Genomic DNA, 25,706 nt, shown 5'->3' with positions numbered 1-25,706 from the left:
CCTCTCGGTCGGTGGACGGGCGCACGCAGCCGCGCACGGCCGTCCATCCGCGCGCGGAACGCTCCGCGACACGTCTGGCACCCGGCTCAGCTCCGCATACCTCGACGGTGCCGCCACCGGTCCTCCGGCGGCGGGAGCCTGCGTCGTCGCGCCCGCCCGGGTGTTCCGGCTCGTACGCCCCGCGGGGCGCACTCACGGTTGCGGGTCAGCGCCGGAATCGCACCGGCTTCCCCCGATCGGACGCGTATGAAGTTTACGGACAGCTTATCCGCCGACTTATCGGACGACCTCAGCCGCCCTCCCTCGCCCTCGGCCCCTCACGGAGGCCGCTCGCCGATGCCGTCCATGGACGCCGGTCGCCCCGGACGAGGGTGAGACAGCGCGTCGTGGTGCCGTCGTCCTCCTCGATATCGCGGCGGTGCGCGAAGCCGAGCCGGGTGAGGAGGGCCAGCGAGGCGTCGTTGGCCGCCGTGACCGTGGCGTGCACCGCGCTTAGGCCGAGCGCGTCGAAGCCGTGGCCGACGACCGCCTCGGCCAGCTCCGTCCCCAGGCCGCGCCCCCACGCCTCCGGCGCCAGCGCGTAGACGATCTCGTGGCCGCCGGTGACCTCGGTCGGCTTGATCTCGGCGTGGCCGACGTACCGGCCGTCCTCGCGGACGGCCCAGACGTCGAACAGCCGCCGGGCGTAGACCTTGGTGAAGATCCGCCCGAACAGCGCCCGGTCCTCCGCCTCCGGGGCGGGCGTCCCGTCCCCCATCCAGCGGGACACCCGCCGGTCCTGGAAGAGCGCCACGAAGGCGTCCTCGTCCTCGGGCCGGTACGCCTCGAGCAGCAGGCGCGCGGTGCGCAGCGTCGCGGTCATGCGCCGCGACGCTACGCGGCCGGACACCACCCGGCAATCCGATAATGCCGGGGGCCGGGGACAGCGTGCTCCGTGCTCTCCGCTACCCGCGGCGCCACCACTGGGCCAGGGACTTCCACCAGCGGCGCCGGGTCTCGCGCTCGGAGCCGGGGTCGGACTCCGGCGCAGTCGTGACGGATGCCGTGTCCGATGCGCACCGGCAGCGCGGTCAGGGCCCGGTGGAAGGGGCCGGGCCGCCACTCCAACTGATCGGCCGGAAGCGCCAGTTCGAGGTCGGGGAGGCAGTCGAGGAGCTTCTCGATCGCGACGGAATCGATGAGCTGGGCCGAGTCCTTCGCGAGGCAGGTGTGCGGGCCCGCGCTCCACGCCAGCCTCCAGGAGATGAAGGACCCCGGAGCTGAGGGGCCGCCGGTCCGCAGCAGCTTGGTCGGTCACCCGTTCGGGTAGGTCTGCCGGGATGCGTCGTGAGAAACGGACGGTGACGCTACGTTGGCGACATGATGACGCCAAGTGAAGCCGACGGGGCCGGGCACGCCCGGTACACGTACCGGCTTCGCGTGTCGTCGACCGCGCGTGGGGCGCTGCTGGCGGAGTGGGACCGGTGCCGGTGGATCTGGAACGAATGCGTCGCCAAGTCCAGGGCCACCCACCTGTACAACAAGACCACGGGTGGGAAGCGGACCTGTGGCCCGGCGCAGCTCGACCGGATGCTGACCGAGGCGCGGGAGCGTACGCCGTGGCTACGCGAGGGTTCCAGCGTTCCGCAGCAGCAGGTGATCCGGGACTTCGGCAGGTCCCGCGCCAAGGCGCACAAGGACATCCGGGAACGGCTGCCTCAGCGGCAGCGGGCCGGTATGCCGAAGTGGAAGAAGAAGCGCGAAGCCTTTCCGACGCTGAACTACACCCGGCGCGGGTTCCGGCTGAGGGACGACCGTCTGTACCTGGCGGGAGGGATCGCGCTGACGGTGGTGTGGTCGCGGGCGCTGCCCGCCGAACCCTCCTCGGTGCGCGTGTACCAGGACAGTGTCGGGCACTGGTACTGCTCGTTTGTGGTCCCCGCCCGGGTGCGGCCGCTGCCGGAGACCGGCAGGGTGCTCGGTGTGGACTGGGGTGTGAAGCAGACCGCGACCACCACCTCTGAACCCGGCTGGTGCCGAGGGCGTAAGACCTCCGGGAGCGCAGCTCCCGGAGGCAGCCTGAGCCAGGAATCCCCACCCATCAGGGAAGGGAGCAGCCAATCAAATCGCTTGGTACATAACAGGATTGCTGCCCGGCACCGCTTCGGCCCTGCCCAGCTTCACCAGCCGGCGCAGATGCGCCTCCGCCTCCGAGACCGCGATGTTGCGGGAGCCGTAGGGGATCTGCTCCCAGGGGCGGTTCCACTCCATGGATTCGGCGAGCTGCCACGGGGTGAGCGGGGTGGTGAGCAGGGTCAGCAGCCCGGCCAGCCGCTCCTCGTGGTGGCTCAGCAGCGCGCGCACTCGCGCCGGGGCGTCGGTGAAGGCGTACTGATGGGCCGGGAGCACCTCGGCCGGGGCGAGGGCGGCGACGCGTTCGAGGGAGTCGAGATAGTCGCCGAGGGGGTCGATGACGGTCGTGTCGTCGGGGTCCTCGTAGAGCCCGATATGGGGGGTGATCTCGGGCAGCAGATGGTCACCGGAGAACAGGCGGCCATGGCCGGGCATGCCCTCGCCGGCCGCCGGGTGGGCCTCTTCGAGGTGGAGGCAGACATGGCCGGGGGTGTGGCCGGGGGTCCAGACGGCGCGCAGCCGGCGGCCGGGCAGATCGAGGAGTTCACCGGGGACGATCTCGCGGTCGGGGAGGGCGGGCCGCTGCCCCGGAAGGCCCGCGCGGCCGGCCGCGCGGGCGGCGCGCAGCGGGGCCAGATGCTCCTCGGGCGCCCCGGCCGCGCTCAGCTTCTCCTCCAGGTAGAGGAGCCAGCGGGAGGGCTCGGCCTCGCGGGTGCGCCGGACGACCTGGGCGTCGGCGGCGTGCATCGCGATCCACGCCCCGGACGCCTCCCGCACCTGGCCGGACAGCCCGTGGTGGTCGGGGTGGTGATGGGTGACGAGGACGCCGTGGACATCGGCGACGGAGGTGCCGCAGGCGGCGAGCCCGGCGGTGAGGGTGTCCCAGGCCGTGGGGTCGTCCCAGCCGGTGTCGATCAGGACCGGGCCGCGGTCGGTGTCGAGAAGGTGGACCAGGGTGTGCCCGAGCGGATTGTCGGGGATCGGGACCGGGATGCTCCAGACCCCGCCGCCGTGCTCGGTCACCCGCGTCACCTGCGCCATCGGCTCCCCCTCTCCTCGACACAAGCATTGCTCACTATAGCTGGAACTGGTATCAGTTCTGATGCAGCGTCAGATATTGGCGGCCCCGGGTGCGGGCGAGCTGTCGGCCCCGGATCGGGCGGGCCAGTGGCGGTCCCGCGATCGGGCGAGCTGGTGGCGGCCCCGAGTGCGGGCCTGCTGTCGGCGGCCCCGGGCGCGGGCCAGCCGGACGTACCCCTCAGTCATCGGCCGGAGGCAAACGATGGGCGACCTCATCGAGCACGGGCAGCTCTTCATCGGCGGCACGCTGACCGATCCGGCGGGCGAGGACACCATCGAGGTCGTCTCGCCCCATACCGAGGAGGTCATCGGCCGGGTGCCACACGCCGCGCGCGGCGATGTGGACCGGGCGGTCGCGGTGGCGCGGACGGCGTTCGACGAGGGCCCCTGGCCCCGGATGGAGGTGGCCGAGCGGATCGCGGTGGTCACCCGGATCAAGGACGCCATCGCCGTACGCCATGAGGAGATCGCCCGGGTCATCAGCGCGCAGAACGGCTCCCCGTACTCCTGGAGCGTCCTCGCCCAGGCGCTCGGCGCGATGATGGTGTGGGACGCGGCCATCACCGTGGCCCGCGACTTCGGCTACGAGGAGCGGCGGGCCGGGGTGCTCGGACCGCTGCTGGTGCGGCGGGAGCCGGTCGGGGTGGTCGCGGCCGTGGTGCCGTGGAACGTGCCGCAGTTCGTGGCGGCCGCGAAGCTGGCGCCCGCGCTGCTCGCGGGGTGCTCGGTGATCCTCAAACCGTCCCCCGAGACGCCGCTGGACTCCTACATCCTGGCGGAGATCGCGGCCGAGGCGGGGCTGCCCGAGGGGGTGCTGTCGATCCTTCCGGCCGACCGCGAGGTCAGCGAGTATCTGGTCGGCCATCCGGGCGTGGACAAGGTGTCGTTCACCGGGTCGGTCGCGGCCGGCAAGCGGGTGATGGAGGTCGCCTCGCGCCATCTGACCCGGGTCACGCTGGAGTTGGGCGGCAAGTCGGCCGCGGTGATCCTGCCGGACGCGGACCTGGAGGCGGCCGTCGCCGGGATCGTGCCCAACGCCTGGATGAACAACGGCCAGGCGTGTGTGGCCCAGACCCGGATCCTCGCCCCGCGTGGCCACTACGACGAGATCGCCGAGCGGTTCGCGGCCGCCGCCTCCGCCCTGGTCGTCGGCGACCCCCTGGATCCGGCCACCCAGGTCGGGCCGCTGGTGGCGCGGCGGCAGCAGGAGCGGTCGCTGGACTACATCGCGCTGGGCCAGCGGGAGGGCGCCAAGGTGCTGACGGGTGGCGGCCGTCCGGAGGCCCTGGACACCGGCTGGTACGTGGAGCCCACGCTCTTCGGCGATGTCGGCAACGGCATGCGGATCGCCCGTGAGGAGATCTTCGGGCCGGTGATCTGTCTGCTGCCGTACGGGGACGAGGAGGAGGCGGCCCGGATCGCCAATGACTCCGACTACGGGCTGTCCGGCTCTGTGTGGACGGCGGACGTCGGGCACGGCATCGACTTCGCGCGGCGCATCCGCACCGGCACCTACTCGGTCAACACCTTCAGCCTCGACATGCTCGGGCCGTTCGGCGGCTACAAGAACTCCGGTCTGGGCCGGGAGTTCGGCCCGGAGGGGTTCTCCGCGTATCTGGAGCACAAGATGATCCACCTGCCCCAGGGCTGGGACGGGGAGACGGACTGATGGGAGACCGCTGGCGGATCGAGGTGGACCGGGGCGTGTGTATCGGCTCGGGGATGTGCGTGAGCACCGCGCCGGGCGGCTTCCGGCTCGACGGGGCGCGGCAGTCGCATCCCGTCGAGACGGAGGCCGATGCTTCCGAGGCGGTGCTCGCGGCGGCCGAGGGCTGCCCGGTCGAGGCCATCGCCCTGCGCCTGTCGGACACCGGTGAACAGGTCTTTCCCCCTGACGAGTAGCGGCTCCCCAGCCGCGGTCGGCAGAGGTCAGACCCAGCCCTCGCACTGGGATATCCGTATGGCGTCCACGCGGTTGCGCGCCCCGGTCTTCCGGGTGATCGCGGCCAGGTAGTTGCGGATCGTCCCGGTGGACAGATGGAGCGTACGGGCGATCTCCGAGATGGAGGCGCCGTCGGCGGCCAGGGACAGCACGCCCAGCTCGCGCTCGGTCAGCGGGATCTTGGCCGCCTGGAGGAAGCCGTAGCCCAGCGCGTCATCGACATAGCGCTCCTTCCGTGCCACCCGTCGGATGGCCTCGATCAGCCGCTGCGGTGGGGCGTCCTTGTCGACGTACCCCAGTGCCCGGGCCTCATGGGCGCGGCGCAGTGGGCCCGGCCGCTCCGAGTTGACCAGCACCAGAAGCCCGCAGTCCCCGCCCTCCCCGGAGGCGGACGCCACGAACTTCCCCCACTCGCCCTTGCGTGCCGCCTTGTCGGCCGCCGGGCAGTCCGTGTCCACCACGCACACCTGTGGCTCCATGGAACGGGCTCTGCTACGCGCGTCACGCCAGGCACACGCGGCCGCCTCGATGTCTGGTTCGGCCCCTATGACCGAGGCCAGGGCCGTTCTCAGCAGCCCTGACTCGTGTACCAGAAGTAACCTGATCACGAACTTCTCCACCCCCCACGATGCGTTCTCTCGTCGCGCGCCGTTGTCGCTCTGTCGCGCGCCGTTCATGAATACCGGGATTGGGCAGGGCGTGAACGCGGAATTTGAGCCAAGAGGGGGCGTGAGGGCGCACAAACCATGTCCAGAAGCTCGAAGGGGCGCAAGAATTGATCCATGCGCCCCTGATATGCGGTACCCCCGACCTTGGATGTTCGGTACGCCCGACCTTGATGTGCGGCACGCCCGACCTTGGATATGCGGTACGCCTGGCTACCGGGCCGGGGCGGGCGCCGTGAGGTCGATCAGCCGGCAGACGGTCTCGATGTCGATCTTGACCTGGGCGATCGAGGCGCGCCCCGAGAGCCAGGTGATCAGCGCCGAATGCCAGGTGTGCTCGATGACGCGGACCGCCGAGAGCTGCTCGGGCGTCGGGGAGTCGGCCAGGCCCATGGCGTCCAGGATGATCGCGGTGGTGAGCCGGGAGACCGTGTCCACCTCCGGGCTGACCGACCGGTCGGCGAAGGTGAGGGCGCGCACCATCGCGTCGGCCAGATGGGGTTCGCGCTGCAGGGCCCGGAAGGCGCGCATCAGGGTCTGAGCGACCCGGGCGGCCGGCTCCTCCTCGGTCGGGGGCCTCTTGCGCAACGTCTCATGCATATGCTGCAGCTGGTCCTGCATCGTCGCGACCAGCAGATGGACCTTGGAGGGGAAGTAGCGGTAGAGGGTGCCGAGCGCCACCCCGGAGTTCTCCGCGACCTCGCGCATCTGGACCGCGTCGAAGCCGCCTCGGCTGGCCAACCGGGCGCTGGCGTGCAGGATGCGTCGGCGGCGCGCCTCCTGTCGCTCGGTCAGCTGCAGGGCGGCTGGCTTGACTTCTGCGGTCATGTGTCCCACTTCGAATGTGTTGCGTGTGCGGGTCGGCGGCAAGCGGACGTCGTGCATGATGGCAGGGCGGGCTCGGGGCCTGCGAGTCACTGGAACTCGTTCTAGGCTAGCGCGGGTCCTCCCCGAAGCGCCCGTGTCCGCGCAGTTGACGCAGGTCGCTGTCGCGGCAGTCGGGGCGGGTTGTCGCCGCGCGGCGCTCGTGTGGCGCTCGCGGCCGGGCCGGCGGGCGGCCCACCCGGTGCACACGCCCGTCGTCGACTTCTTCCCGGCGCCCCGGCTACCGAGTGGTAGGGATCACCCGCCCCGGCCCTGGAGCGGCCATGTGGGGCAGGTATCTTCGTGACTCCTCAGGGGATGCGCTAGTGAAACTTGTTCTAGATAAACGGAAGCGGATACGCTCCCGCTGAACTGCACCAAGGAGGGGGCGCGATGACCGCAGAGGCCGCGCAGGAGACCGGGGCCGACCCGCTTCGAGCAGCGCCCCCCACCGCCACCGACGAACGGCCGCTGCGCATCGCCCTGCTCAGCTACAAGGGGAATCCATTCTGCGGGGGCCAGGGCGTCTATGTGCGCCATCTCTCCCGGGAGCTCGCCCGGCTCGGCCACACCGTCGAAGTCATCGGCGCCCAGCCGTATCCGGTGCTGGACGCCGAGGAGGGCGTCACCCTCACCGAGCTGCCCAGCCTCGACCTCTACCGCCAGCCCGACCCGTTCCGTACGCCCCGGCGCGAGGAGTACCGGGACTGGGTCGACGCCCTGGAGGTCTCCACCATGTGGACCGGCGGCTTCCCCGAGCCGCTCACCTTCAGCCTGCGCGCCCGCCGCCATCTCGCGGCGCGCCTCGGCCAGTTCGACGTCGTCCACGACAACCAGACCCTGGGATACGGGCTGCTGGGCCTGGACCGGCTCGGCTTCCCGCTGGTCACCACCATCCACCACCCGATCACCGTCGACCGGCAGCTGGAGCTGGACGCCGCCGACGGCTGGAAGCGCCGGTTCTCCGTGCGCCGCTGGTACGGCTTCACCCGGATGCAGAAGCGGGTGGCCCGGCGGCTGCCCTCGGTGCTCACCGTCTCCGGCTCCTCCCGCCGGGAGATCGTCGAGGACCTCGGGGTGCGGCCGGACCGGATCCATGTGGTGCACATCGGCGCGGACACCGGGCTCTTCTCGCCCGACCCCGCCGTCCCCGTGACTCCCGGGCGCATCGTCACCACATCGAGCGCGGATGTGCCGCTCAAGGGCCTGGTGTATCTGATCGAGGCGCTCGCCAAGGTCCGCGCCGAGAACCCCGAGGCCCATCTGGTCGTCGTCGGCAAGCGGCCGCAGGAGGGACCGGTGGCCACCACCATGGCGCGCCACGGGCTGGAAGACGCCGTCGAGTTCGTCAAGGGCATCAGCGACGCCGAACTGGTGGACCTGGTGCGCGGCGCCCAGATCGCCTGTGTGCCCTCGCTGTACGAGGGGTTCTCGCTGCCCGCCGCCGAGGCCATGGCCACCGGCACCCCGCTGGTCGCCACCACCGGCGGCGCGATCCCCGAGGTCGCCGGACCCGACGGCGAGAGCTGCCTTGCCGTACCGCCCGGCGACGCCGACGCGCTCGCCGCGGCCCTGATCCGGCTGCTGGGCGACGCCGACCTCCGACGGCGGCTGGGCGCCGCGGGCCGTGAACGGGTGCTGCGCCGCTTCACCTGGGAACAGGCCGCGCGCGGCACCGTCGAGCAGTACCGCCGGGCCATCGGCGTATCCGCGCCCGCCGAGCGCCGCTGAGCCCGCTCCCCGCCCCTCCCGCCCGTCGCTGAGCCCCGCCCCTGCCCCTCCCGCCCCACGAACCCGCCGGACGAAAGCAGACCCCCGTGCTGACCGTCGATTTCACCCGCTTCCCCCTCGCCCCCGGCGATCGCGTCCTCGACCTCGGCTGCGGCGCCGGCCGGCACGCCTTCGAGTGCTACCGGCGCGGCGCCCAGGTCGTCGCGCTCGACCAGAACGGCGAGGAGATACGCGAGGTCGCCAAGTGGTTCGCCGCCATGAAGGAGGCCGGTGAGGCCCCGGCGGGCGCCACGGCCACCGCCATGGAAGGCGACGCCCTCGCCCTGCCCTTCCCCGACGACAGCTTCGACGTGGTCATCATCTCCGAGGTGATGGAGCACATACCCGACGACAAGGGCGTGCTCGCCGAGATGGTGCGGGTGCTCAGGCCCGGCGGCCGGATCGCCGTCACCGTGCCGCGCTACGGCCCCGAGAAGGTCTGCTGGGCGCTGTCGGACGCCTACCACGAGGTCGAGGGCGGCCATATCCGCATCTACCGCGCCGATGAGCTGCTGGAGAAGATGCGCGAGGCCGGGCTGCGGCCGTACGGCACCCATCACGCACACGCCCTGCACAGCCCGTACTGGTGGCTCAAGTGCGCCTTCGGTGTCGACAAGGACGGTGATGAGGCGCCGCTGCCGGTGCGCGCGTACCACAAGCTGCTGGTGTGGGACATCATGAAGAAGCCGCTGGCCACCCGGGTCGCCGAGCGTGCGCTGAACCCGATCGTCGGCAAGAGCTTCGTGGCGTACGCGACCAAGCCCCACGCCCCGCGCGAGGACCAGGCGTGACGGCGCTCGGACCGCGCCCCGGCCCCCGCACCGAACGGCTCGCGCTGCCCGGCGTGCTCAGCCCCGAGCAGGTGCTGAGCACGGTCGAGGGCATCGCCGCCGTCCAGCACGCGGACGGCGCCATACCGTGGTTCCGCGGCCACCACCTCGACCCCTGGGACCACATCGAGGCCGCGATGGCGCTGGACGCGGCGGGCGAGCACGAGCGCGCCACCGCCGCCTACCGCTGGCTGGTCCGGCACCAGAACCCCGACGGCTCCTGGTACGCGGCCTACCCCGACACCCCGGACGGCGTGGCCGCCGCCGCCCCCACCGACCGCGGCCGGGAGAGCAACTTCTGCGCCTACGTCGCGGTCGGCGCCTGGCACCACTACCTCTCCACCGGCGACGACGCCTTCCTCGACGGGATCTGGCCCACCGTCTTCGCCGCCGTCGAGTTCGTCCTCGGGATGCAGCAGAGCGGAGGCCAGATCGGCTGGCGGCGCGGCGCCGACGGCACCATCGACTCCGACGCCCTGCTGACCGGTTCCTCCTCCGTCTACCAGGCGCTGCGCTGCGCCCTGGCCATCGCCGAGCACCGCGAGGAGCCCCAGCCCGACTGGGAGCTGTCGGCGGGGCTGCTCGGCCATGCCATACGGCACCACCCCGAACGGTTCCTCGACAAGCGCCGCTACTCGATGGACTGGTACTACCCGGTCCTCGGCGGCGCCCTCACCGGCGCCGCCGCCAAGGAGCGCATCGAGGAGGGCTGGGACCGCTTCGTGGTCCCGGGGCTCGGGGTGCGCTGTGTCTCGCCCAACCCCTGGGTCACCGGCGGCGAGAGCTGCGAACTGGCGCTCGCGCTCTGGGCGATGGGGGAGTCCGACCACGCGGTGGACATCCTGCGCTGGATCCAGCGGCCGCTGCGGGCCGAGGACGGGATGTACTGGACGGGCTACGTCTTCGAGGACGACGCGGTCTGGCCGGAGGAGCGCACCACCTGGACGGCCGGGTCGCTGCTGCTCGCCGTGGCGGCCCTGGGCGGCGACGAGGCGACCACGGCCGTCTTCGGCGGCGAGGGGCTGCCGCGGGGGCTGGACTCGGACTGCTGTGGCTAGCGTGTCCGGCTGATCGAGCCGCCCGCGGCAGGCTTGTTCCCCTGCCCCTTCCCGTGACGGGGGCTCCGCCCCAGACCCCGGGGGCTCGGCACCGCCGGACACCCGTAGGCCGTGGCCGGGTGCGCGCCCCGAAGGGGCGCGGAGCTGTGTCGATGAGCGGCTCCGCCGCGTGGGCGCGACCGGCCACGGCGGCGTCGCGGAAGGTCGACGGCATGGCGTGGCACTTCCAGCGGAGCGTTACCGGGTGCCCGGCGGACGTTTCCGTACCCCGTCCCTTCCCGCGGCATCGATATGCGGCTCCGCCCCATGGGGCCTGGGCCGGAGCTCCAGTTTCGGGGAGGGGCGGGCAGGGGAATGGGCCGCCGCAGGCATGCCTAGCCGCGGCGGAGCCGCCCCGCGATGGCGTGGCCGATGAACAGGTACACCACGGCCGGCAGGCCGTAGTTGAGGACGGTCCGGAGCCAGTCCGTGTCCATGGTGAACAGGTCATGGGACCAGCTCGCGAGCCAGCTCGCCGCGTCATGGACCACCGTGACGAGGTCGTTGGCACGGTTGGCATCGAGAAGGGCGAACAGAATCCAGAGGCCGAGGATGACGGCCATGACGTCCGCGACGACCGCCACGACGGTCGCCGCCTGGTTGCTTCCGTGGCGATAACTTCGTGACATGCCTCACGTGTTGCCCGCCTCCGCGGAGCCAAACCAGGGTGCGGCCGCACACCCGTACGACACGCTCAGCCCGCCAGCTCCGCCAGCACCCGCAAGGTCCGCGGATCCGGCGCCACCGCCAGCAGATCCGTGATCGGGCCCTTGCGCCACAACTCCAGCCGCTCCGCGATCCGCTCACGCGGCCCGACCAGCGAGATCTCATCGGCGAACGCGTCCGGCACCGCGTCGATCGCCTCCGCGCGCCGGCCCGCCAGGAACAGCTCCTGCACCCGGCGCGCCTCGGCCTCATAGCCGAAACGGGCCATCAGGTCGGCGTGGAAATTGCGGGCCGCGTGGCCCATCCCGCCGATGTAGAAGCCGAGCATCGCCTTCACCGGTTTCAGCCCCTCCGCCACATCGGTGCACACCCGCACCTGTGTCATCGGCGCCACCATGAAGCCGTCCCGCGCGTCGGCCAGCGTCTCCTGATAGAGCTCCGTCCGTGACGGCGACCAGTACAGCGGCAGCCAGCCGTCGGCGATGCGCACGGTCTGGGCGATGTTCTTGGGCCCCTCCGCCCCGAGCAGCACCGGCAGATCGGCGCGGAGCGGATGGACGATGGACTTCAGCGGCTTGCCGAGACCGGTGGCGTCCGGACCGGCGTACGGATGCGGGTGGTAGCGCCCGTCGAGCCGCACCGGCGCCGCGCGCTCCAGCGCCTGCCGGATGACCTCGACATACTCACGGGTCGCCGTCAGCGGGCTCTTGGGGAACGGGCGTCCGTACCAGCCCTCGACCACCTGCGGTCCGGACAGCCCCAGCCCCAGCATCATCCGGCCGCCGGAGAGATGGTCCAGGGTGAGCGCCTGCATCGCGGTGGCGGTGGGGGTGCGGGCGGCCATCTGCGCGACCGCCGTGCCGAGCTTGATCCGGGTGGTGTGCGCGGCGAGCCAGGTGAGCGGGGTGAAGGCGTCCGAGCCCCAGGACTCGGCGGTCCACACCGAGTGGTAGCCCAGCCGCTCCGCCTCCTGGGCGAGTTCCAGATGGCGGGGGTCGGGGCCGCGGCCCCAGTAGCCGAGCGCCAGACCGAGCCGCATGGAAGCCCCCTCGTTCCGCCGGACAGGGTGGAGAGGCGACTGACGGCAGGTCAGCCGCACCGGCCGGACTGTACGGGCCGGGGGCGCACATGGCAACGGCCCCTCGCCCGAGCGTTACGGGCGAGGGGCCGTCGGCGGTCATGCGCGACGCGCGGGGCGCGTCATGGAACGCGCGGCTCGGCTCGGCTCAGCCGCGCTGGATCCCCGTGGTGTCCTGCAGGACGCCGCGACGGCCGTCCTGCGTCTGGGCGACCAGCGCCTGACCGCGCTGCTCCACCGCGAGGTACCAGGTGCCGGGGGCCAGTTCGGCGATGGTGCTCGACGAACCGTCCTCGGCGTACAGCGGGCGGGCCACCGGCACCGCGAACCAGAACGGGGCGAAGTCCCCGCCGCCCGAGGGCGCCGGGGCCGGGGCCGGCTGGCCGCCGAAGGACTGACCGGGCTGCGGCTGCCCCGGCTGCGGCTGACCGGGCTGGGCGCCGTACGGCGCGGGGGCGCCGGGCTGGGCACCACCCGGGTAGCCGTACCCCGGCTGCGGGGCCGCACCGTACGGGGACGGGGCCGGACCGGAGGCGTTCACCAGCGGGGCCTTCAGGGCCGGGACGCGCTGGATGAGCAGCGCGACCGCCGCCATCGCCAGCGTGCCGATCAGGCCGAGGATCTGTCCGACGCCCTTGTCGACCCCCTCCGGGCCACCGATGATCGTCCACAGCGAGCTCCAGGCCGCGAAAACCGCGAGCGCCGTGCCCCACTGGTCGAGCGAGAGCCCGAAGAGGTTGCGGCCCGCGGGCTGGAAACGAGCGGAGACGATGAGCACCGCGGCGATCACACCGGCAAGGAAGATCGACGGCAGTACGGGGAAGAAGTCGGACTTCCATCCGTTCTCACCGGCGTCCTTGCAGAAGCTGCTGCCACCGCAGTCGATGGTGTAGAAGTCGAGGAAGGAGGCGATGAACAGCAGCACCGCTGCTCCGATCACCACGCCGTCGCCTCGAGTGAGCGAGCGGATGTTCAACGTGAGGTCCTTTGTCGGTTTCGTCTTAACGTAGCGCTGCCGCCAGGCGCGTGGCGCGAAGGCGTCGGGGGTGGGCCCCATCGTACGGGTGAATCTGCCTGCGGAGACCGGGGGTGGCCCATCGGTATCCCGCTCGTGACCTCCCGTTCGGTTGTGGGAGCGCTACTCGTTCAAGAAGTCCGTAATGCCCTGTGCGACACCGTCCGCCGCGCGCTCGCGCCAGGTCTTGTCGGTCAGTTCGGCGGCGTCCTGGGAGTCGCGCATATTGCCGCACTCGATGAACACTTTGGGGACGGTGGAGAGGTTGAGCCCGCCCAGATCGCCCCGGACGTCCAGCCCGCTGCCGTCGGCGATGTACTGCGCCGGCTCGCTGCCGGTGGCCTTGGCGAACCGGCTGCGCAGCCGCTCGCCGAGCCGGCGGGAGGGGGCGGTGATGGCGGAGGTGTCCGCGCCGCCGCCCCGGACGGACTTGGGCAGGATCACATGGAAGCCGCGCTCCCCGGCGGCCGCGCCGTCCGCGTGCACGGAGACCACGGCGTCGGCATGGGCCTTGTTCCCGATCTCCGCGCGCTCGTCCACACACGGCCCGTACGGCCGGTCGCCGTCCTGGGTGAACCGCACCGTGGCGCCGCGCGCTTCGAGCAGGGTGCGGGCGCGGCGCGCCACATCGAGGGTGAAGGACGCCTCGGCATAGCCGGAGTTGGTGGCCGTGCCGGTGGTGTCGCACTCCTTCTCGTCGGTGCCGATGTCGACGAGCCGGGCGATCTGCGAGGGGTGGTCGCGGTTGTTCGGATTGTGGCCGGGGTCGATGACCACGACCTTGCCCGCGAGGGGCTTCCCGGACACGTTTCCGGACGGCGTCGGCGGCGAGGGCGCGGCGGGCGCGCCGGACGACGGCGGCGAGGGGGAGGACGTCGAGGAGGTCGTGGGCGCGCCCACCCCGTCCGCGCCGTCGTCCTTCGAATCTCCCAGCGAACTCCACAGCAGCCAGCCGGCGAAGCAGGCAGGTAGCAACGCCGCCAGAACGATGGCGAGAGTGCCGCCGCGGCGACCGGGCTCAGGAGGAAAGCTGCCGTTGGACACGCGGGCGATGGTAGTCGTGCCGCCGCCGCATCTCAGGCGCGGGGACGACGACGGCCGCGCCGCCCTGGGCCGCCCGCCGCCATGGCGCGCGGCGGCGGGCGCGTCGGCCACGGCGTACGACGCGGATACCCTCCGGCACGGGGCCGGGGGAGGACTCGTCCGTCGACTGCCGCCGGACCGGGATGTACGACCAGGCGGCCGGGGGCCGCGTTACGCGGCTCAGGCGGCCGGGGCGGTCGCGGTGCGGCGTAGGACGCGCAGCGAGCGGATCGCGGAGACCTCGGCGAACGCGCCGGAGCCGAGCGCACGACGGTAGATCCGGTAGGGGGCCTGGCCGCCGTCGGCCGGGTCCGGGAAGACGTCGTGGATCACCAGCAGCCCGTCCGCCGCGAGATGCGGCGCCCAGCCCTCGTAGTCGGCGCTCGCATGCTCGTCGGTGTGCCCGCCGTCGATGAACACCAGCCCCACCGGCCGCCCCCACACCGCCGCGACCCGCGGCGACCGCCCGACCACGGCGATGACATGGTCCTCCAGACCCGCCTGGTGGAGGGTGCGGCGAAAGGTGGGCAGCGTGTCCATCCGCCCCACCTCCGGGTCGACCACCTCCGGGTCGTGGTACTCCCACCCCGGCTGCTGCTCCTCCGAGCCCCGGTGATGGTCCACGGTCACGACGACCGTCCCCGCCGCGCGGGCGGCATCGGCCAGCAGGATGGTGGAGCGCCCGCAGTACGTGCCGACTTCGAGCAGCGGCAGCCCGAGCCGACCGGCGGCGTCGGCCGCGGCCGCGTGCAGGGCCAGCCCCTCGTCCAGCGGCATGAACCCCTTCGCCCCTTCGAAGGCGTCGAGCACGGTGCGATCGGGAACCGCGGGCGCGGCGGCGGCAGCAGACTGAGTCACCGGCCCATCCTCCCGTACGACCTCCCCGGCGGGAGGGGAGGGGTCGGCCGGTGCGCGGCGCTCACAGCCAGCCGTTCTGGCGGGCGGCGCGGACGGCTTCCATGCGGTTGCGGGTCTGGGTCTTGCCGATGGCCGAGGAGAGGTAGTTGCGCACGGTGGCGGGGGACAGATGGACCCTGGCCGCGATGTCCGCGACCGTCGCGCCGTCCACCGCCGCCGAGAGCACATCGCGCTCGCGCTGGGTCAGCGGGTTGGGGCCCGCGCTGAGGGCGGCGGCGGCCAGGCCCGGGTCGATGACGCGTTCACCGGCCAGGACCCGGCGGATCGCCACCGCCAGCTCCTCGACCGGGCCGTCCTTGACCAGGAACCCGGCCGCGCCCGCCTCCATCGCGCGGCGCAGATAGCCGGGGCGGCCGAAGGTGGTGAGGATCAGCACCTGGCTCTCCGGGAGCGCCTCGCGCAGCGCGGCGGCGGCGTCCAGACCGCTGCGGCCGGGGAGTTCGATGTCGAGCAGCGCCACATCGGGCCGGGTCTCCAGGGCCCGGGGCACGATCTCGTCGCCGTTCCCGAGCTGCGCGACGATCTCGAAGTCCTCCTCCAGCCCGAGCAGCAGGGCGAGTGCGCCCCGCATCATCCCCTGGTCCTCGGCCAGCAGGAGCCTGATCACGCCCTGCGCGTCGTTCACGCCCTGCGTGCCCTGCGTGCCCTGCGTGCCCTGCGTGTCGCTCACACCGTCCGCGTCGTTCACGCCGTCCGGGCCTCCTTGACCTCGGGCTCCATCGGATCCTCCGTATCCACCGGCAGTTCGGCCACGAGCCGGAAGCCGCGGCGCGCGCCGGGGCCGGACTCCAGCGAGCCGCCCGCCGCGGACAGCCGTTCGGCCAGGCCCTTGAGGCCCGTACCGCCGATGGCGCCCTCTGCCGCTTCGCCGCCCGCCGTGCTCGTCGCGTCCGTACCGGTGGCACGGGAGCCTACGCCGCCCCCGTCGTCCGTGATCTCCAGCCATATCCGGTCCATGCCGCCGCGGACCTCGATCTCGCACCGGGCCGCCCCGCTGTGCCGCACCACATTGGTGACGCCCTCGCGGACCACCCACCCCAGCAGCGCCTCGGTCTGCGGGGCCAGCGGCGGTCCGGAGCGGCGGACGGCGGCCTCGATACCGGCGGCGTCCAGCGCCGAGCGGGCCCGGTCCAGCTCGGTGGCCAGGCTGCCCTCGCGATAGCCGGTGACGGCCTCGCGGATCTCGGTGAGCGCCTGCCGCCCGACCGCCTCGATGTCCGCGGCCTGCTCCAGCGCGGCCTCCAGGTTCTTCGGGGCGAGCCGGCGCACCGCCTCCGCCTTGACCACGACGACCGACATGGTGTGGCCCAGCAGATCGTGCAGATCGCGGGAGAACCGCAGCCGTTCCTTCTCCACCGCCGTACGGGCCAGCTCCTGGCGGGTAGCGCGGAGCTGGGCGACGGTCTCGAAGAGCGACAGGATGGCCGCCGTCACCAGGCCGGACAGGATCGTCCCGTACGAGACCGTGAGCGAGTCCGAGGCGCCGCCGCGGAACCCGGCGATGATCCCGGCGGAGCCGGACAGGGCGAGGATGACCGGTCCCAGCGGTCGCTTTCCCCCGCGCAGCACGATCCCGGAGGCCAGTGACAGCAGCGGGAAGCACAGCAGCCAGTCCCCGGCGTAGCCGATGCCCAGCGCGTAGGTGACGGCCGCAAGCCCGGCGAGCGCCAGCAGCGGGGCCCGGGTGTGGCGGCGGCGTTCGTCCAGGCTGGTGTAGATGGTGGTCACGTAGAGCACGACGAAGGCCGCCGCCCCCGCGCCGCCGAGCCAGGGCAGCGGGGTCTTCCCCTTGAAGAGCGCCTGCACATCCCCCGAGAGCATGAAGAGCCAGGGCAGAAAGGCGCGGCGGCCCGGCGGCTTGAGGCGCTCGATGTGCGCGGCGGTGGCATACATGCGTCCGACCTTACGGAAGCGGCTATGAGCTGGGCAGATGCGGATGTCGGGGGATGGTCGTGACATTTGTCCCGGGACCTTCGTCACCCCGGACAGCGGTCTTTGAAGGCCGTCCGACGGAGGTCCGCGTGTCCATCTGATGGCCCGTCAGCACTCTTCCCCCTGCGGAGCGATTGGGCTATACAGGGTGCCATCGGCTAGAACGCGTTCTACATATCCATGCGAGCGACGCGACCCGGCCGACCAGCGACGACCCCGGCACGGCCGACGGTGCGGACGGGCGGGCCGGGGTCTTCGGACCGTGGCCGAGCGAGCGGACCAAGGAGTGCTGTCGCCCTATGCCCATCGATGCCGCCAAGGCCATCTCGGCCGAACCCCGCAGCACCGCTCTCACCTGGGGGCACAAGGACATCCAGCTCTACCACCTGGGCATCGGCGCCGGAATCCCCGCCACCGACCCCGAAGAGCTCCGTTACACCCTGGAGAGCAGGCTCCATGTGCTCCCCAGCTTCGCCACCGTGGCGGGCGGCGGCATGGCCGTCGCCGGGGGCATGAGCGCACCCGGGATCGACGTCGACCTCGCCGCCGTGCTGCACGGCGGCCAGACCGTCGAACTGCACCGGCCGATCCCGGTCAGCGGGGACGCCACCCAGACCTCGAAGGTCGCCGCGGTGTACGACAAGGGCAAGGCGGCCGTCATCGTGCTGCGCTCCGACGTCGCCGACGCGGACGGCCCGCTGTGGACCTGCGACACCCGGATCTTCGCCCGGGGCGAGGGCGGCTTCGGCGGCGAGCGCGGCCCCTCCGACCGCGTGGAGCCGCCCGCCCGGGAGCCGGACCACACCGTGGAGCGGGCCATCCGCGAGGACCAGGCGCTGCTCTACCGGCTCTCCGGGGACTGGAACCCGCTCCACGCCGATCCCGCGTTCGCCGAGGTCGCGGGGTTCGAGAGGCCCATCCTGCACGGGCTGTGCTCGTACGGGATGGTGCTCAAGGCTGTCGTGGACACGGCGCTGGACGGGGACGTCGCCCGGGTGCGCTCGTACACCACACGCTTCGCCGGGGTGGTCTACCCGGGCGAGACCCTGCGCGTGCGGATGTGGCGGGACGAGGGGCGCGTCCACGTGACGGCGACCGCCGTCGAGCGGGACGACGCACCGGTCCTCACCGACACCATCGTCGACCACGTTTGATCCGGCTTGAGCGGGCTCGATCCGGATTGAGCGGCGTTCCGGCGTGAACAGGTTCGTCCGGCGTGAGCGGGCTCGATCCGGCGTGAGCCAGCGTGATCCCAGTGTGATCCCCAAGGAGGCGTCGTGCGCGCGGCCGTACTGCATGAGACGGGACAGGACAAGCTCGAAGTCCTCGACGACATCGAGGCGGTGGGCTTCGGCCCCGGGAAGGTCCGGCTGCGGCTGAGGGCCACCGGGCTGTGCCACTCCGACCTCTCCGCGATGGCCGGGGTGCTGCCGCAGCCCGCGCCGTTCATCCCCGGCCACGAGGGCGCGGGCGAGGTCCTCGACGTGGGCGACGGGGTGACCGGGCTGAGCGCCGGTGACCGGGTGCTGGTGTGCTGGCTGCCCGCCTGCGGCGACTGTCCGGCCTGTCAACGCGGTCAGACCGAGCTATGCCTGACCGGGTTCATGAACGCCGGAACCCCCAACTTCCGCCGTTCCGGCGGCAGTTCGCAGGAGCTCTTCGGCATGTCCGGGACCGGCACCTTCGCCGAGGAGATCGTCCTGCCCGCCGCCTGTGCCGTGCCGATCCCCGACGACGTCCCGTACGACATCGCGGCCCTCATCGGCTGCGGGGTGACCACCGGGCTCGGGGCCGTCTTCAACACCGCCCGGGTGGAGGCCGGTTCGTCGGTCGCGGTCATCGGCTGCGGCGGCGTGGGCATCAGCGTCATCCAGGGGGCCAGGGCGTCGGGCGCCGCGCAGATCGTCGCCGTCGACCCGGTGGAGTCGCGGCGCGAGGCCGCGCTGCGCTTCGGGGCTACCGAGGCGGTGGCGCCGGACGGCCTTGACACCGCGAAGAACAGCGTCACGGCGGGCGAGGGCTTCGACTACGTCTTCGAGGTCGTGGGCCGCTCCGCCACCGCCCGCCGGGCCTACGAGAGCACCCGGCGCGGCGGCACGCTGTGCGTGGTCGGGGCCGGGGCGCTGGACGACTTCCTGCAGTTCAACATGTTCGAGCTGTTCTTCGAGGAGAAGCGGATCCTGCCCTCGCTCTACGGGGGCGGCGATGTGCTCCGCTCCTACCGGCGCACCATCGACCTGTGGCGGGCGGGCCGGATCGACCTCGAAGGGCTGATCACCCACCGGGTGCGGCTCGGCGAGATCAACGAGGCGATCGGCCAGATGCGGACCGGGGAGGCGCTGCGCACATGCATCGAGATCTGACGGGCCCCCTGGCGGGGAGTCCACTGACCGGGAGCCCACTGACCGGGAGCCCACTGGCAGGGAAGACCGCGATCGTCACCGGCGCCGGGCGCGGCCTCGGCCGGGCCGAGGCCCTGGAACTGGCGCGGCTGGGCGCCAATGTCGTCGTCAACGACTACGGACAGGGCGGACGCGACGGCTCGGGCGAGGCATCGGCCGGCCCGGCCGAGGAGGTCGCCGAGGAGATCCGCGCGGCCGGTGGCCGGGCCACGGCCCATGCGGGCGATGTTGGCGACTTCGCGCAGGCGGGCGAGCTGGTCCAGCTCGCGATCGACACCTACGGCGCGTTGGACATCCTGGTCAACAACGCGGGCATCCTGCGCGACCGGATGGTCTTCTCGATGAGTGAGAACGAGTGGGACTCGGTGATCCGGGTCCATCTCAAGGGCCACTTCAACACCATCCGCTTCGCGGCCGCGCACTGGCGCGAGCGGTCCAAGGCGGCGGAGGGCGGCCCGGTCCACGGCCGGATCATCAACACCTCCTCGGAGGCGTTCCTCGCCGGTTCGCCGGGCCAGCCGAACTACGCGGCGGCGAAGGGCGGCATCGTCGGGCTGACCACCTCCACGGCGGTGGCGCTCGCCAAGTACGGGGTGACGGCCAACGTCATCTGCCCGCGTGCCCGCACCCGGATGACCGAGGACGTCTTCGCGGACTTCGAGCTCCCGGAGGACGGCCGGCTCGACGCCCTCGCCCCCGAACACGCGGCCCCGCTGGTCGGCTATCTCGCCTCACCGGGCGCGGCGAAGGTGAACGGCCAGGTGTTCGTGGTGCACGGCGGCATGGTGGCGATCCTGGAGCGGCCGAAGGTGGCGGCGAAGCTGGACGCCAAGGGGGATGCCTTCGGCTTCGAGGAGCTGGACGCGGTGCTGACGCCGTACTTCGCGGAGCGGGGCGGGGAGAGCTTCGCGGCGGTGGAGGTGCTGGGCCTCAAGCGGGGGTGAGGGGAGCGGGGCCGGGGTGGGGGCCCGGGGGCAGGCCGGCGGCCGAGGTGGGGCCCCGGGGGGGCAGGCCGGGAGCCGGGCCGGGGCCCTGGGGGCCGGACCGGGGGCGCCCCACGATCGCCGGACGGGCTGGACTTCCGAGGGAAATCCAGCCCGTCCCGCGATCGGAGACGCTCCCCTGGGGGCCTGGCTGCCCTGTGTCAGGACGAGCCTGAGGTTCTCACGACGATCCTGGGACGCTCAGATCCTGAAGATCTCAGATCCTGAAGATCCCAGAGCCTGAGGTTTTCAGGCGGCGTTCTCGGCCGGGCGTCGGTGGCGGCCGTTGGCCGGTGCCTGGGACTCCTCGGATGCTGCCTGCCCCCGGTGCTTGCCCTGAGAGCCATCGGCCTGGGCCGCGGCGGCGTCCCGCGGGCGAGCCTGGGTCGTGTCGATGTGGGTTTCGGACATGGTGGGTACGTCACCCCGTCAGATCGCTTTGTACTGTGCGAAGGGGGCTGACCACGATGGCGCACGCCCTTCCATGCGCATCGCCCGGGGCGCCCCGCGCGTGACGGAACGCGGGGACGCGCAGCCCCCGACCGAGTCTAACCACGGCGGTGATCCCGGACCCAGCGGGGTGGCCGGGGCTGCGGGGGCCGGGCGAGCGGCGCCTGCTGCAGCGGTACGGGCCGCAGGGCGGGGCTGGTACCGGCGCCGGGATCGGGGTCCGGCTCGGGCCCCATCTCCTGCTCGACCCCGGCCCATGAGCCGGTCCCGCCCCAGGGCTCGACGCCCGATCCGCCTTCGGGCTCCGGCATCCGCACCGGCATCGGCGACCGCTCCCGCACCGGAACCGGCACCGGCACCGGCACCGGCATCGGGACCGGCACTGGCATCGGCTCGGGTGTCCGCGACGGTGCCGGTCCGGCGTTTCGCGAGGGTCTCAGGTCAGGTGCCGGTCCGGCCGTTCGCGACGGTCTCAGCTCCGGTGCCGGTCCAGGTGGCCGCAGCGGCGTCAGCCCGGGCACTCGCGCGGGGTCCGCTCCGCCGGGGCCGCCGACCCGGGTCCACGGTGTGATCCGGGTCGCGATCTCGGCCGCGGGGGACGTCGTCCGCGGCGTCCGCACGTCCCGCGCCCCGGCCGGGCCCGGGGCCGGATGCGGGGGTTCCGCGGCCACCCGGCCGGAGGACTCGGTCTCCCGTGCGGAGGGCTCGGACAACACCCGTGTCATCCGCGCGATCCGCCGCGCCCCCGTCGCCTCGTCCAGCCGCCACGATCCCGCGTTGTCCCGTGGCCACGATCCCGTCGCGTTGTCCCGAGGCCACGATCCCGTCGTGCCGTCCGATCGCCGCGCCCCTGTCGCGCCGTCCGATCGCCAAGCCGCCATCACCTCGTCCGGCCGCCACGCTCCCGTCGACTCGTCCGATCGCCACGCTCCCGTTGACTCGTCCCGTCGCCACGACCCCGTCGACTCGTCGCGTCGCCACGACCCCGCCGCGCTGTCCGGTGGCCACGGCGACTCAGGCGTCCCGGACAGCTCCGGCGTCCCGGACGGTTCCGCCGCGCGCGGGGCGCCCCCGGCACCCGCCGCGCCCACACTGCCCCCGGCACGGGCCGCGCCCGCACCGCCCCCGGCACCGGCCACGCCCGGACCGCCCGCGCCCATACCGCTCCCGGCACGGGCCGCACCAGCACCGCCCCCGGCACCGGCCACGCCCGGACCGCCCGCGCCCATACCGCCCCCGGCACCGGCCGCGCCAGCACCGCCCGCGGCACCGCCCCCGGCACCGGCCACGCCCGGACCGCCCGCGCCCACACCGCCCCCGGCGCCCGCCGCGCCCACACTGCCCCCGGCACCGGCCGCGCCCGGACCGCCCCCGGCACCGCCCGACGTACCGACCGAGACACCACCGACACCACTCGGCCCACCCGCCCCTCCGAAACGTCCGCCACCCGCGCCGCCCCCGCCCCACCCGTCGCCGCCGCCGGTACCCAGGAACCCCCACTCCCCGACAGCCTCGCCGCCGCCCCCGGCCCCCCCGACGGCCGCACCCGGGCCAGTCCGCAAGGCACCTGCGGAGTCGCGTACGGCAGCCGCAGCTCGCCGTCCCGGGTCCACAGACCCGCGCCCGGAAGCCAGCCCTCCGGTGCCGGGAACTCGCGGAGCCGCCGCTCCGCCGGGCGCCATACGCCCACCCACGGCCGCCCGGCCGCGCCCCGTCCGTCGACGCGGAAGGCCACCGCGCACGCCTCCGGCGTCAGCACCTGCCCCGGCTGCACCGCGAACGGCGTGGCCTCCGACCACCCCGCGGGCCGCAGACAGTCCGGGAACCGCACCGGCCGGGTGCTGCCCAGCACCCCCCACCCCAGCCGCTCCTCCCCGGGAGCGTCGGACCGTACGAGCAGCAGACCGCTGTCGGGGTCCGCGAGCAGCAGCCGGTCGTCGCTGCGCTCGGTGATCTGCAGCAGCGGGCTGGTCTCACCGCCGCGCCGCAGATCGACCACCACGGTCTTGGTCCGGCCGTCGAGTTCGCGGTCGAGCGCCAGCAGCCGGCCCGTACGGTCCAGCCAACTGCCGCCCGTACAGCGGCCGGGCACCTCGGCCAGATGCTGGGGGACGAGGACGCCGCCCCCGGCCACCAGCCAGATGGAGGTGGACTGCGGCCCGCGCCCCAGCGCGAACGCGCACAGGCCGCCGGGCGCGGGCGGCAGCAGCGAGACCTCGGCGCGGTCGATGCCGCCGAGCGAGCGCTCGCCGGTGCCGGGACCGGCCGGGTAGAGCAGCGAGAAGGCGTGGTGCCCGGCCACCCGGCGGTGGATGAGCACCTGCCCGTCGGCCAGGGGCAGCAGCTCGCTGTCCGGCTCCTCGGGCTGGGCGGCGGGCAACGGCACGGCGTAGGGCTCCGGGCCGTCCAGCGTCCAGCGCTCGGGATACCAGCAGCACGCCTCGTCGCTGAGCGCGAGCCGCGCGCCGTACGAGCGGTCCGAGGCGATGGTGAAACCCCCTCGTGGCCGGTCGCCGACGCCCCCGGTGAGGGCGGTGTCGAAGGCACAGGCAGTCATCGTTCAGTCACCTCCGGCCACAGAACGTAGTTTTCGTACTCCCCGCCGAAGGCCGTAATGGGTGCGCTCCACCCGTAAGTGTGGCTCTTGCCCGATTCGCCTGAGAGATCGGGGGTGAATGTGCTGTAAGAGACGGGAGGATGGTTTGTGATTAAAGTAAGGCATACCTAAGTGCGTCTGGCGCGCTCGTGAGAACGGCGCCCCCCTGCGATCCCAGGAGTTCCGTCATGTCCCTGCGCGTCCGCGGCACTGCCGCCCTCGCCCTCGCCCTGGCCGGGGCTCTGTCCCTCGCCGCCTGTGGATCGTCGGACGACGGGGACGGCGCCAAGCGCAACGGCGGGGGCGGCAAGTCCGTCGCCCAGGGCGGCAAGGACTTCGGCACGGCGGCCGAGCAGACCGCGAAGATGGGCACGGACGCGGGGCCCGGCGCGTTCCCCCGCACCATCACCCACGCGATGGGCAAGACCGAGCTCAAGAGCAAGCCGAAGCGGGTCGTGGTGCTCGACGTCGGCGAACTCGACAACGTCGTCTCGCTGGGGCTGAAGCCGGTCGGCTACGCCCCCTCCGAGGGCGACCAGGCCATACCCGACTACCTCAAGAAGGACGCCGGGAACCCGAAGAACGTCGGCACCATCAACAACCTCAACCTCGAGGCCATCAACGCCCTCCACCCCGATCTGATCCTCGGCAGCAAGCTGCGCGCCGAGCCGCTCTACGACGAGCTGAAGCAGATCGCCCCGACCGTCTTCGCCATCCGCCCCGGCTTCACCTGGAAGGAGAACTACCTCCTCAACGCCGCGGCCCTGGACCGGACCGCCGATGCCAAGCGCGCACTCGGCGCGTACGAGCGGAAGGCGAAGAAGCTCGGCGAGGACATCGGTCCCGACAAGCCGACCATCACCATGCTCCGCTTCATGCCGCAGGCCACCCGGCTCTACGCCAAGGCGTCCTTCATCGGCACCATCCTCCAGGACGTCGGCCTGCCGCGCCCGAAGAACCAGCGGATCAACGACCTCGCCGCCGAGATCGGCCCGGAGCGGATCGACGACGCCGACGCCGACTGGATCTTCACCGGTGTCTACGGCGACCCCAAGGCCACCAAGCGCGACCAGGCGCAGTCCAACCCGCTGTGGAAGAAGCTGAAGGCGGTCAAGGACGGCCAGGCCAAGAACGTGGACGAGGAGACCTGGTACCTGGGCCTCGGCGTCACCGCCGCCGACCGGGTCCTCGACGACCTCCGCGGCTACCTCGTCCATTGATACGCGCACATCGATACGCGCACATTGATACGCGCATGGCTCCACCGCTGATACGCGCACGGCTCCACCGCGACCGTAGTCGCGCTGAGTGAAGGCCGGGGCAGGGCTCAGCCCTGATCCGGGAGGTAGCCTTGCCCCGTGCCCGCACTCAACGACGTCATCGCCGCACTCGACGCCCTCTGGCCGCCCGAGCGGGCGGAGCAGTGGGACGCCGTCGGCACGGTGTGCGGTGACCCCGAGGCCGAGGTCACCCGCGTGCTGTTCGCCGTCGACCCGGTCCAGGAAGTGGCCGACGAGGCGGTGGACCTCGGCGCCGATCTGCTGATCACTCACCATCCGCTCTATCTGCGGGGGACGACCACGGTCGCCGCCTCCAGCTTCAAGGGCCGGGTGGTGCACACGCTGATCAGATGCGACATCGCCCTCCACGTGGCGCACACCAACGCCGACACCGCCGACCCCGGCGTCTCCGACGCCCTCGCCGGCGCGCTCGACCTGCGGATCGTCGGCCCACTGGTGCCCGATGCCACCGACCCCGACGGCCGCCGCGGTCTGGGCCGGGTCTGCGAGCTCGACCACCCCGAGACGCTGCGGGAGTTCACCGAGCGCGCCGCCGCCCGGCTGCCCGCCACCGCGCAGGGCATCCGCGCCGCGGGCGACCCGGACCGTACGATCCGCCGGGTCGCCGTCAGCGGCGGCTCCGGCGACAGCCTCTTCGACGCGGTGCGCGCGGCCGGGGTCGACGCGTTCCTCACCGCCGACCTGCGCCACCACCCCTCCTCGGAGGCACGGGAGCACAGCGATCTCGCCCTGGTGGACGCCGCGCACTGGGCCACCGAATGGCCCTGGACCGAACAGGCCGCGGCCCAGCTGGACGAGATCTCCGACCGGCACGGCTGGGGCCTGCGTACGCATGTCTCCCGTATCGTCACCGACCCCTGGACGGCTCACGCCACGGCCCCCGCCGTCCGCGCGGCCGCTCCGTCCTTCTCCGCCTGACCTC

At 72.8% G+C, this 25,706-nt stretch carries 23 protein-coding genes, 3 pseudogenes and 1 riboswitch; of the genes and pseudogenes, 11 read left to right on the top strand and 15 right to left on the bottom strand.

Features of this window, described 5'->3' with window-relative positions; all coding sequences use genetic code 11:
* Positions 1 to 158: 158 nt before the first annotated feature.
* Positions 159 to 233, bottom strand: a riboswitch (cobalamin riboswitch).
* 56 nt (positions 234 to 289) lie between these two features.
* Positions 290 to 862: a GNAT family N-acetyltransferase gene (locus AS97_RS15500; protein ID WP_247204379.1), complete on the bottom strand. Its 573-nt coding sequence runs from the start codon at positions 860 to 862 to the stop codon at positions 290 to 292.
* Between the two features lie 82 nt (positions 863 to 944).
* Positions 945 to 1,233: pseudogene (locus AS97_RS47360) on the bottom strand (cytochrome P450); the annotation flags it as partial.
* Between the two features lie 126 nt (positions 1,234 to 1,359).
* On the opposite strand from AS97_RS47360, the pseudogene AS97_RS47355 reads away from it, so the two are divergent.
* Positions 1,360 to 2,004: pseudogene (locus tag AS97_RS47355) on the top strand (transposase); the annotation flags it as partial.
* A gap of 96 nt (positions 2,005 to 2,100) precedes the next feature.
* Here the strand turns inward: AS97_RS47355 and AS97_RS15495 are convergent.
* The gene (locus AS97_RS15495; protein WP_210565103.1) at positions 2,101 to 3,153 is read right to left on the bottom strand and encodes an MBL fold metallo-hydrolase; all 1,053 of its coding nucleotides are present in this window, start codon (positions 3,151 to 3,153) and stop codon (positions 2,101 to 2,103) included.
* Between the two features lie 241 nt (positions 3,154 to 3,394).
* Between AS97_RS15495 and AS97_RS15490 the strand changes: the two genes are divergently transcribed.
* Together AS97_RS15490 and AS97_RS15485 are read left to right on the top strand one after the other, a co-directional pair.
* The gene (locus tag AS97_RS15490) at positions 3,395 to 4,861 is read left to right on the top strand and encodes an aldehyde dehydrogenase (RefSeq protein WP_210565101.1); all 1,467 of its coding nucleotides are present in this window, start codon (positions 3,395 to 3,397) and stop codon (positions 4,859 to 4,861) included.
* On the top strand, positions 4,861 to 5,094 hold the full coding sequence (locus tag AS97_RS15485; protein ID WP_059148499.1) for a ferredoxin: 234 nt from the start codon (positions 4,861 to 4,863) through the stop codon (positions 5,092 to 5,094). The genes AS97_RS15490 and AS97_RS15485 overlap by 1 nt, the downstream gene beginning before the upstream one ends.
* A 27-nt stretch (positions 5,095 to 5,121) precedes the next feature.
* Here AS97_RS15485 and AS97_RS15480 read toward each other — a convergent pair whose 3' ends face one another.
* Together AS97_RS15480 and AS97_RS15475 are read right to left on the bottom strand one after the other, a co-directional pair.
* On the bottom strand, positions 5,122 to 5,742 hold the full coding sequence (locus AS97_RS15480; RefSeq protein ID WP_174887350.1) for a response regulator transcription factor: 621 nt from the start codon (positions 5,740 to 5,742) through the stop codon (positions 5,122 to 5,124).
* A 270-nt stretch (positions 5,743 to 6,012) separates the two neighbouring features.
* Positions 6,013 to 6,627, bottom strand: a complete 615-nt coding sequence (locus AS97_RS15475; protein ID WP_059148498.1) for a TetR family transcriptional regulator — start codon at positions 6,625 to 6,627, stop codon at positions 6,013 to 6,015.
* Positions 6,628 to 7,056: 429 nt separating this feature from the next.
* On the opposite strand from AS97_RS15475, the gene AS97_RS15470 reads away from it, so the two are divergent.
* From AS97_RS15470 to AS97_RS15460, 3 genes are all read left to right on the top strand, one after another.
* Positions 7,057 to 8,394, top strand: coding sequence for a glycosyltransferase family 4 protein (locus AS97_RS15470; protein ID WP_210565099.1), 1,338 nt, complete (start codon positions 7,057 to 7,059; stop codon positions 8,392 to 8,394).
* A gap of 86 nt (positions 8,395 to 8,480) precedes the next feature.
* Positions 8,481 to 9,224, top strand: a complete 744-nt coding sequence (locus tag AS97_RS15465) for a class I SAM-dependent methyltransferase (protein WP_059142211.1) — start codon at positions 8,481 to 8,483, stop codon at positions 9,222 to 9,224.
* Entirely contained in the window at positions 9,221 to 10,321 is a 1,101-nt protein-coding gene (locus tag AS97_RS15460; RefSeq protein WP_059142210.1) for a prenyltransferase, read from the top strand. Before AS97_RS15465 ends, AS97_RS15460 begins: the two co-directional genes overlap by 4 nt.
* A gap of 374 nt (positions 10,322 to 10,695) precedes the next feature.
* Here the strand turns inward: AS97_RS15460 and AS97_RS15455 are convergent, their stop codons facing one another.
* From AS97_RS15455 to AS97_RS15425, 7 genes are all read right to left on the bottom strand, one after another.
* Positions 10,696 to 10,989, bottom strand: a complete 294-nt coding sequence (locus AS97_RS15455) for a hypothetical protein (RefSeq protein WP_043237004.1) — start codon at positions 10,987 to 10,989, stop codon at positions 10,696 to 10,698.
* A 65-nt stretch (positions 10,990 to 11,054) separates the two neighbouring features.
* Complete coding sequence (locus tag AS97_RS15450; protein WP_059142209.1) at positions 11,055 to 12,065, bottom strand: LLM class F420-dependent oxidoreductase; 1,011 nt, start codon at positions 12,063 to 12,065, stop codon at positions 11,055 to 11,057.
* A 187-nt stretch (positions 12,066 to 12,252) separates the two neighbouring features.
* A complete protein-coding gene (locus AS97_RS15445; protein WP_197048984.1) occupies positions 12,253 to 13,080 on the bottom strand; it encodes a DUF5336 domain-containing protein in 828 nt (275 codons plus the stop codon).
* Positions 13,081 to 13,242: 162 nt separating this feature from the next.
* A complete protein-coding gene (locus AS97_RS15440) occupies positions 13,243 to 14,163 on the bottom strand; it encodes an N-acetylmuramoyl-L-alanine amidase (RefSeq protein WP_247204378.1) in 921 nt (306 codons plus the stop codon).
* 219 nt (positions 14,164 to 14,382) lie between these two features.
* Positions 14,383 to 14,979: a class I SAM-dependent methyltransferase gene (locus tag AS97_RS15435; RefSeq protein WP_247204806.1), complete on the bottom strand. Its 597-nt coding sequence runs from the start codon at positions 14,977 to 14,979 to the stop codon at positions 14,383 to 14,385.
* A gap of 142 nt (positions 14,980 to 15,121) precedes the next feature.
* Positions 15,122 to 15,727, bottom strand: a complete 606-nt coding sequence (locus tag AS97_RS15430; protein ID WP_210567219.1) for a response regulator transcription factor — start codon at positions 15,725 to 15,727, stop codon at positions 15,122 to 15,124.
* Between the two features lie 77 nt (positions 15,728 to 15,804).
* Entirely contained in the window at positions 15,805 to 17,013 is a 1,209-nt protein-coding gene (locus AS97_RS15425) for a histidine kinase (protein WP_210565096.1), read from the bottom strand.
* A 338-nt stretch (positions 17,014 to 17,351) separates the two neighbouring features.
* On the opposite strand from AS97_RS15425, the gene AS97_RS15420 reads away from it, so the two are divergent.
* From AS97_RS15420 to AS97_RS15410, 3 genes are all read left to right on the top strand, one after another.
* Entirely contained in the window at positions 17,352 to 18,206 is an 855-nt protein-coding gene (locus AS97_RS15420) for a MaoC/PaaZ C-terminal domain-containing protein (protein WP_059142206.1), read from the top strand.
* A 123-nt stretch (positions 18,207 to 18,329) separates the two neighbouring features.
* Complete coding sequence (locus AS97_RS15415) at positions 18,330 to 19,415, top strand: Zn-dependent alcohol dehydrogenase (protein WP_086707894.1); 1,086 nt, start codon at positions 18,330 to 18,332, stop codon at positions 19,413 to 19,415.
* Entirely contained in the window at positions 19,400 to 20,398 is a 999-nt protein-coding gene (locus AS97_RS15410; protein WP_247204377.1) for a 3-oxoacyl-ACP reductase, read from the top strand. The genes AS97_RS15415 and AS97_RS15410 overlap by 16 nt, the downstream gene beginning before the upstream one ends.
* A 288-nt stretch (positions 20,399 to 20,686) precedes the next feature.
* On the opposite strand, the gene AS97_RS15405 is transcribed toward AS97_RS15410, so the two are convergent.
* The 3 genes and pseudogenes from AS97_RS15405 to AS97_RS15395 form a co-directional block, all read right to left on the bottom strand.
* Positions 20,687 to 20,848 (bottom strand): hypothetical protein, encoded by a 162-nt coding sequence (locus AS97_RS15405; protein WP_185930445.1) that lies wholly within the window; start codon positions 20,846 to 20,848, stop codon positions 20,687 to 20,689.
* Between the two features lie 137 nt (positions 20,849 to 20,985).
* On the bottom strand, positions 20,986 to 21,276 hold the full coding sequence (locus AS97_RS15400) for a hypothetical protein (RefSeq protein WP_210565095.1): 291 nt from the start codon (positions 21,274 to 21,276) through the stop codon (positions 20,986 to 20,988).
* A 1,154-nt stretch (positions 21,277 to 22,430) separates the two neighbouring features.
* Positions 22,431 to 23,444 (bottom strand): annotated as a pseudogene (locus AS97_RS15395) (hypothetical protein); the annotation flags it as partial.
* Between the two features lie 227 nt (positions 23,445 to 23,671).
* On the opposite strand from AS97_RS15395, the gene AS97_RS15390 reads away from it, so the two are divergent.
* On the top strand, positions 23,672 to 24,703 hold the full coding sequence (locus tag AS97_RS15390; RefSeq protein WP_086709173.1) for an iron-siderophore ABC transporter substrate-binding protein: 1,032 nt from the start codon (positions 23,672 to 23,674) through the stop codon (positions 24,701 to 24,703).
* 138 nt (positions 24,704 to 24,841) lie between these two features.
* Positions 24,842 to 25,702 carry a Nif3-like dinuclear metal center hexameric protein gene (locus tag AS97_RS15385; RefSeq protein WP_210565093.1) on the top strand — a complete coding sequence of 287 codons (861 nt, stop codon included), beginning with the start codon at positions 24,842 to 24,844 and terminating at the stop codon, positions 25,700 to 25,702.
* Positions 25,703 to 25,706: the final 4 nt, after the last annotated feature.

The sequence above is a fragment of the Streptomyces sp. AgN23 genome (assembly GCF_001598115.1).
Taxonomy (GTDB): Bacteria; Actinomycetota; Actinomycetes; order Streptomycetales; family Streptomycetaceae; genus Streptomyces; species Streptomyces antimycoticus.
The sequence above is the reverse complement of the archived record's forward strand: the minus strand, read 5'-3'. Positions and strand labels throughout refer to the sequence as shown.

What these genes read in the sequence shown, in the direction of transcription:
- AS97_RS15500 (WP_247204379.1), bottom strand. Translation starts at nt 862, where the DNA reads ATGACCGCGACGCTGCGCACCGCGCGCCTGCTGCTCGAGGCGTACCGG.
- AS97_RS15495 (WP_210565103.1), bottom strand. Translation starts at nt 3,153, where the DNA reads ATGGCGCAGGTGACGCGGGTGACCGAGCACGGCGGCGGGGTCTGGAGC.
- AS97_RS15490 (WP_210565101.1), top strand. Translation starts at nt 3,395, where the DNA reads ATGGGCGACCTCATCGAGCACGGGCAGCTCTTCATCGGCGGCACGCTG.
- AS97_RS15485 (WP_059148499.1), top strand. Translation starts at nt 4,861, where the DNA reads ATGGGAGACCGCTGGCGGATCGAGGTGGACCGGGGCGTGTGTATCGGC.
- AS97_RS15475 (WP_059148498.1), bottom strand. Translation starts at nt 6,627, where the DNA reads ATGACCGCAGAAGTCAAGCCAGCCGCCCTGCAGCTGACCGAGCGACAG.
- AS97_RS15470 (WP_210565099.1), top strand. Translation starts at nt 7,057, where the DNA reads ATGACCGCAGAGGCCGCGCAGGAGACCGGGGCCGACCCGCTTCGAGCA.
- AS97_RS15455 (WP_043237004.1), bottom strand. Translation starts at nt 10,989, where the DNA reads ATGTCACGAAGTTATCGCCACGGAAGCAACCAGGCGGCGACCGTCGTG.
- AS97_RS15450 (WP_059142209.1), bottom strand. Translation starts at nt 12,065, where the DNA reads ATGCGGCTCGGTCTGGCGCTCGGCTACTGGGGCCGCGGCCCCGACCCC.
- AS97_RS15435 (WP_247204806.1), bottom strand. Translation starts at nt 14,979, where the DNA reads ATGCCGCTGGACGAGGGGCTGGCCCTGCACGCGGCCGCGGCCGACGCC.
- AS97_RS15425 (WP_210565096.1), bottom strand. Translation starts at nt 17,013, where the DNA reads ATGTATGCCACCGCCGCGCACATCGAGCGCCTCAAGCCGCCGGGCCGC.
- AS97_RS15420 (WP_059142206.1), top strand. Translation starts at nt 17,352, where the DNA reads ATGCCCATCGATGCCGCCAAGGCCATCTCGGCCGAACCCCGCAGCACC.
- AS97_RS15410 (WP_247204377.1), top strand. Translation starts at nt 19,400, where the DNA reads ATGCATCGAGATCTGACGGGCCCCCTGGCGGGGAGTCCACTGACCGGG.
- AS97_RS15405 (WP_185930445.1), bottom strand. Translation starts at nt 20,848, where the DNA reads ATGTCCGAAACCCACATCGACACGACCCAGGCTCGCCCGCGGGACGCC.
- AS97_RS15400 (WP_210565095.1), bottom strand. Translation starts at nt 21,276, where the DNA reads ATGCCAGTGCCGGTCCCGATGCCGGTGCCGGTGCCGGTGCCGGTTCCG.
- AS97_RS15390 (WP_086709173.1), top strand. Translation starts at nt 23,672, where the DNA reads ATGTCCCTGCGCGTCCGCGGCACTGCCGCCCTCGCCCTCGCCCTGGCC.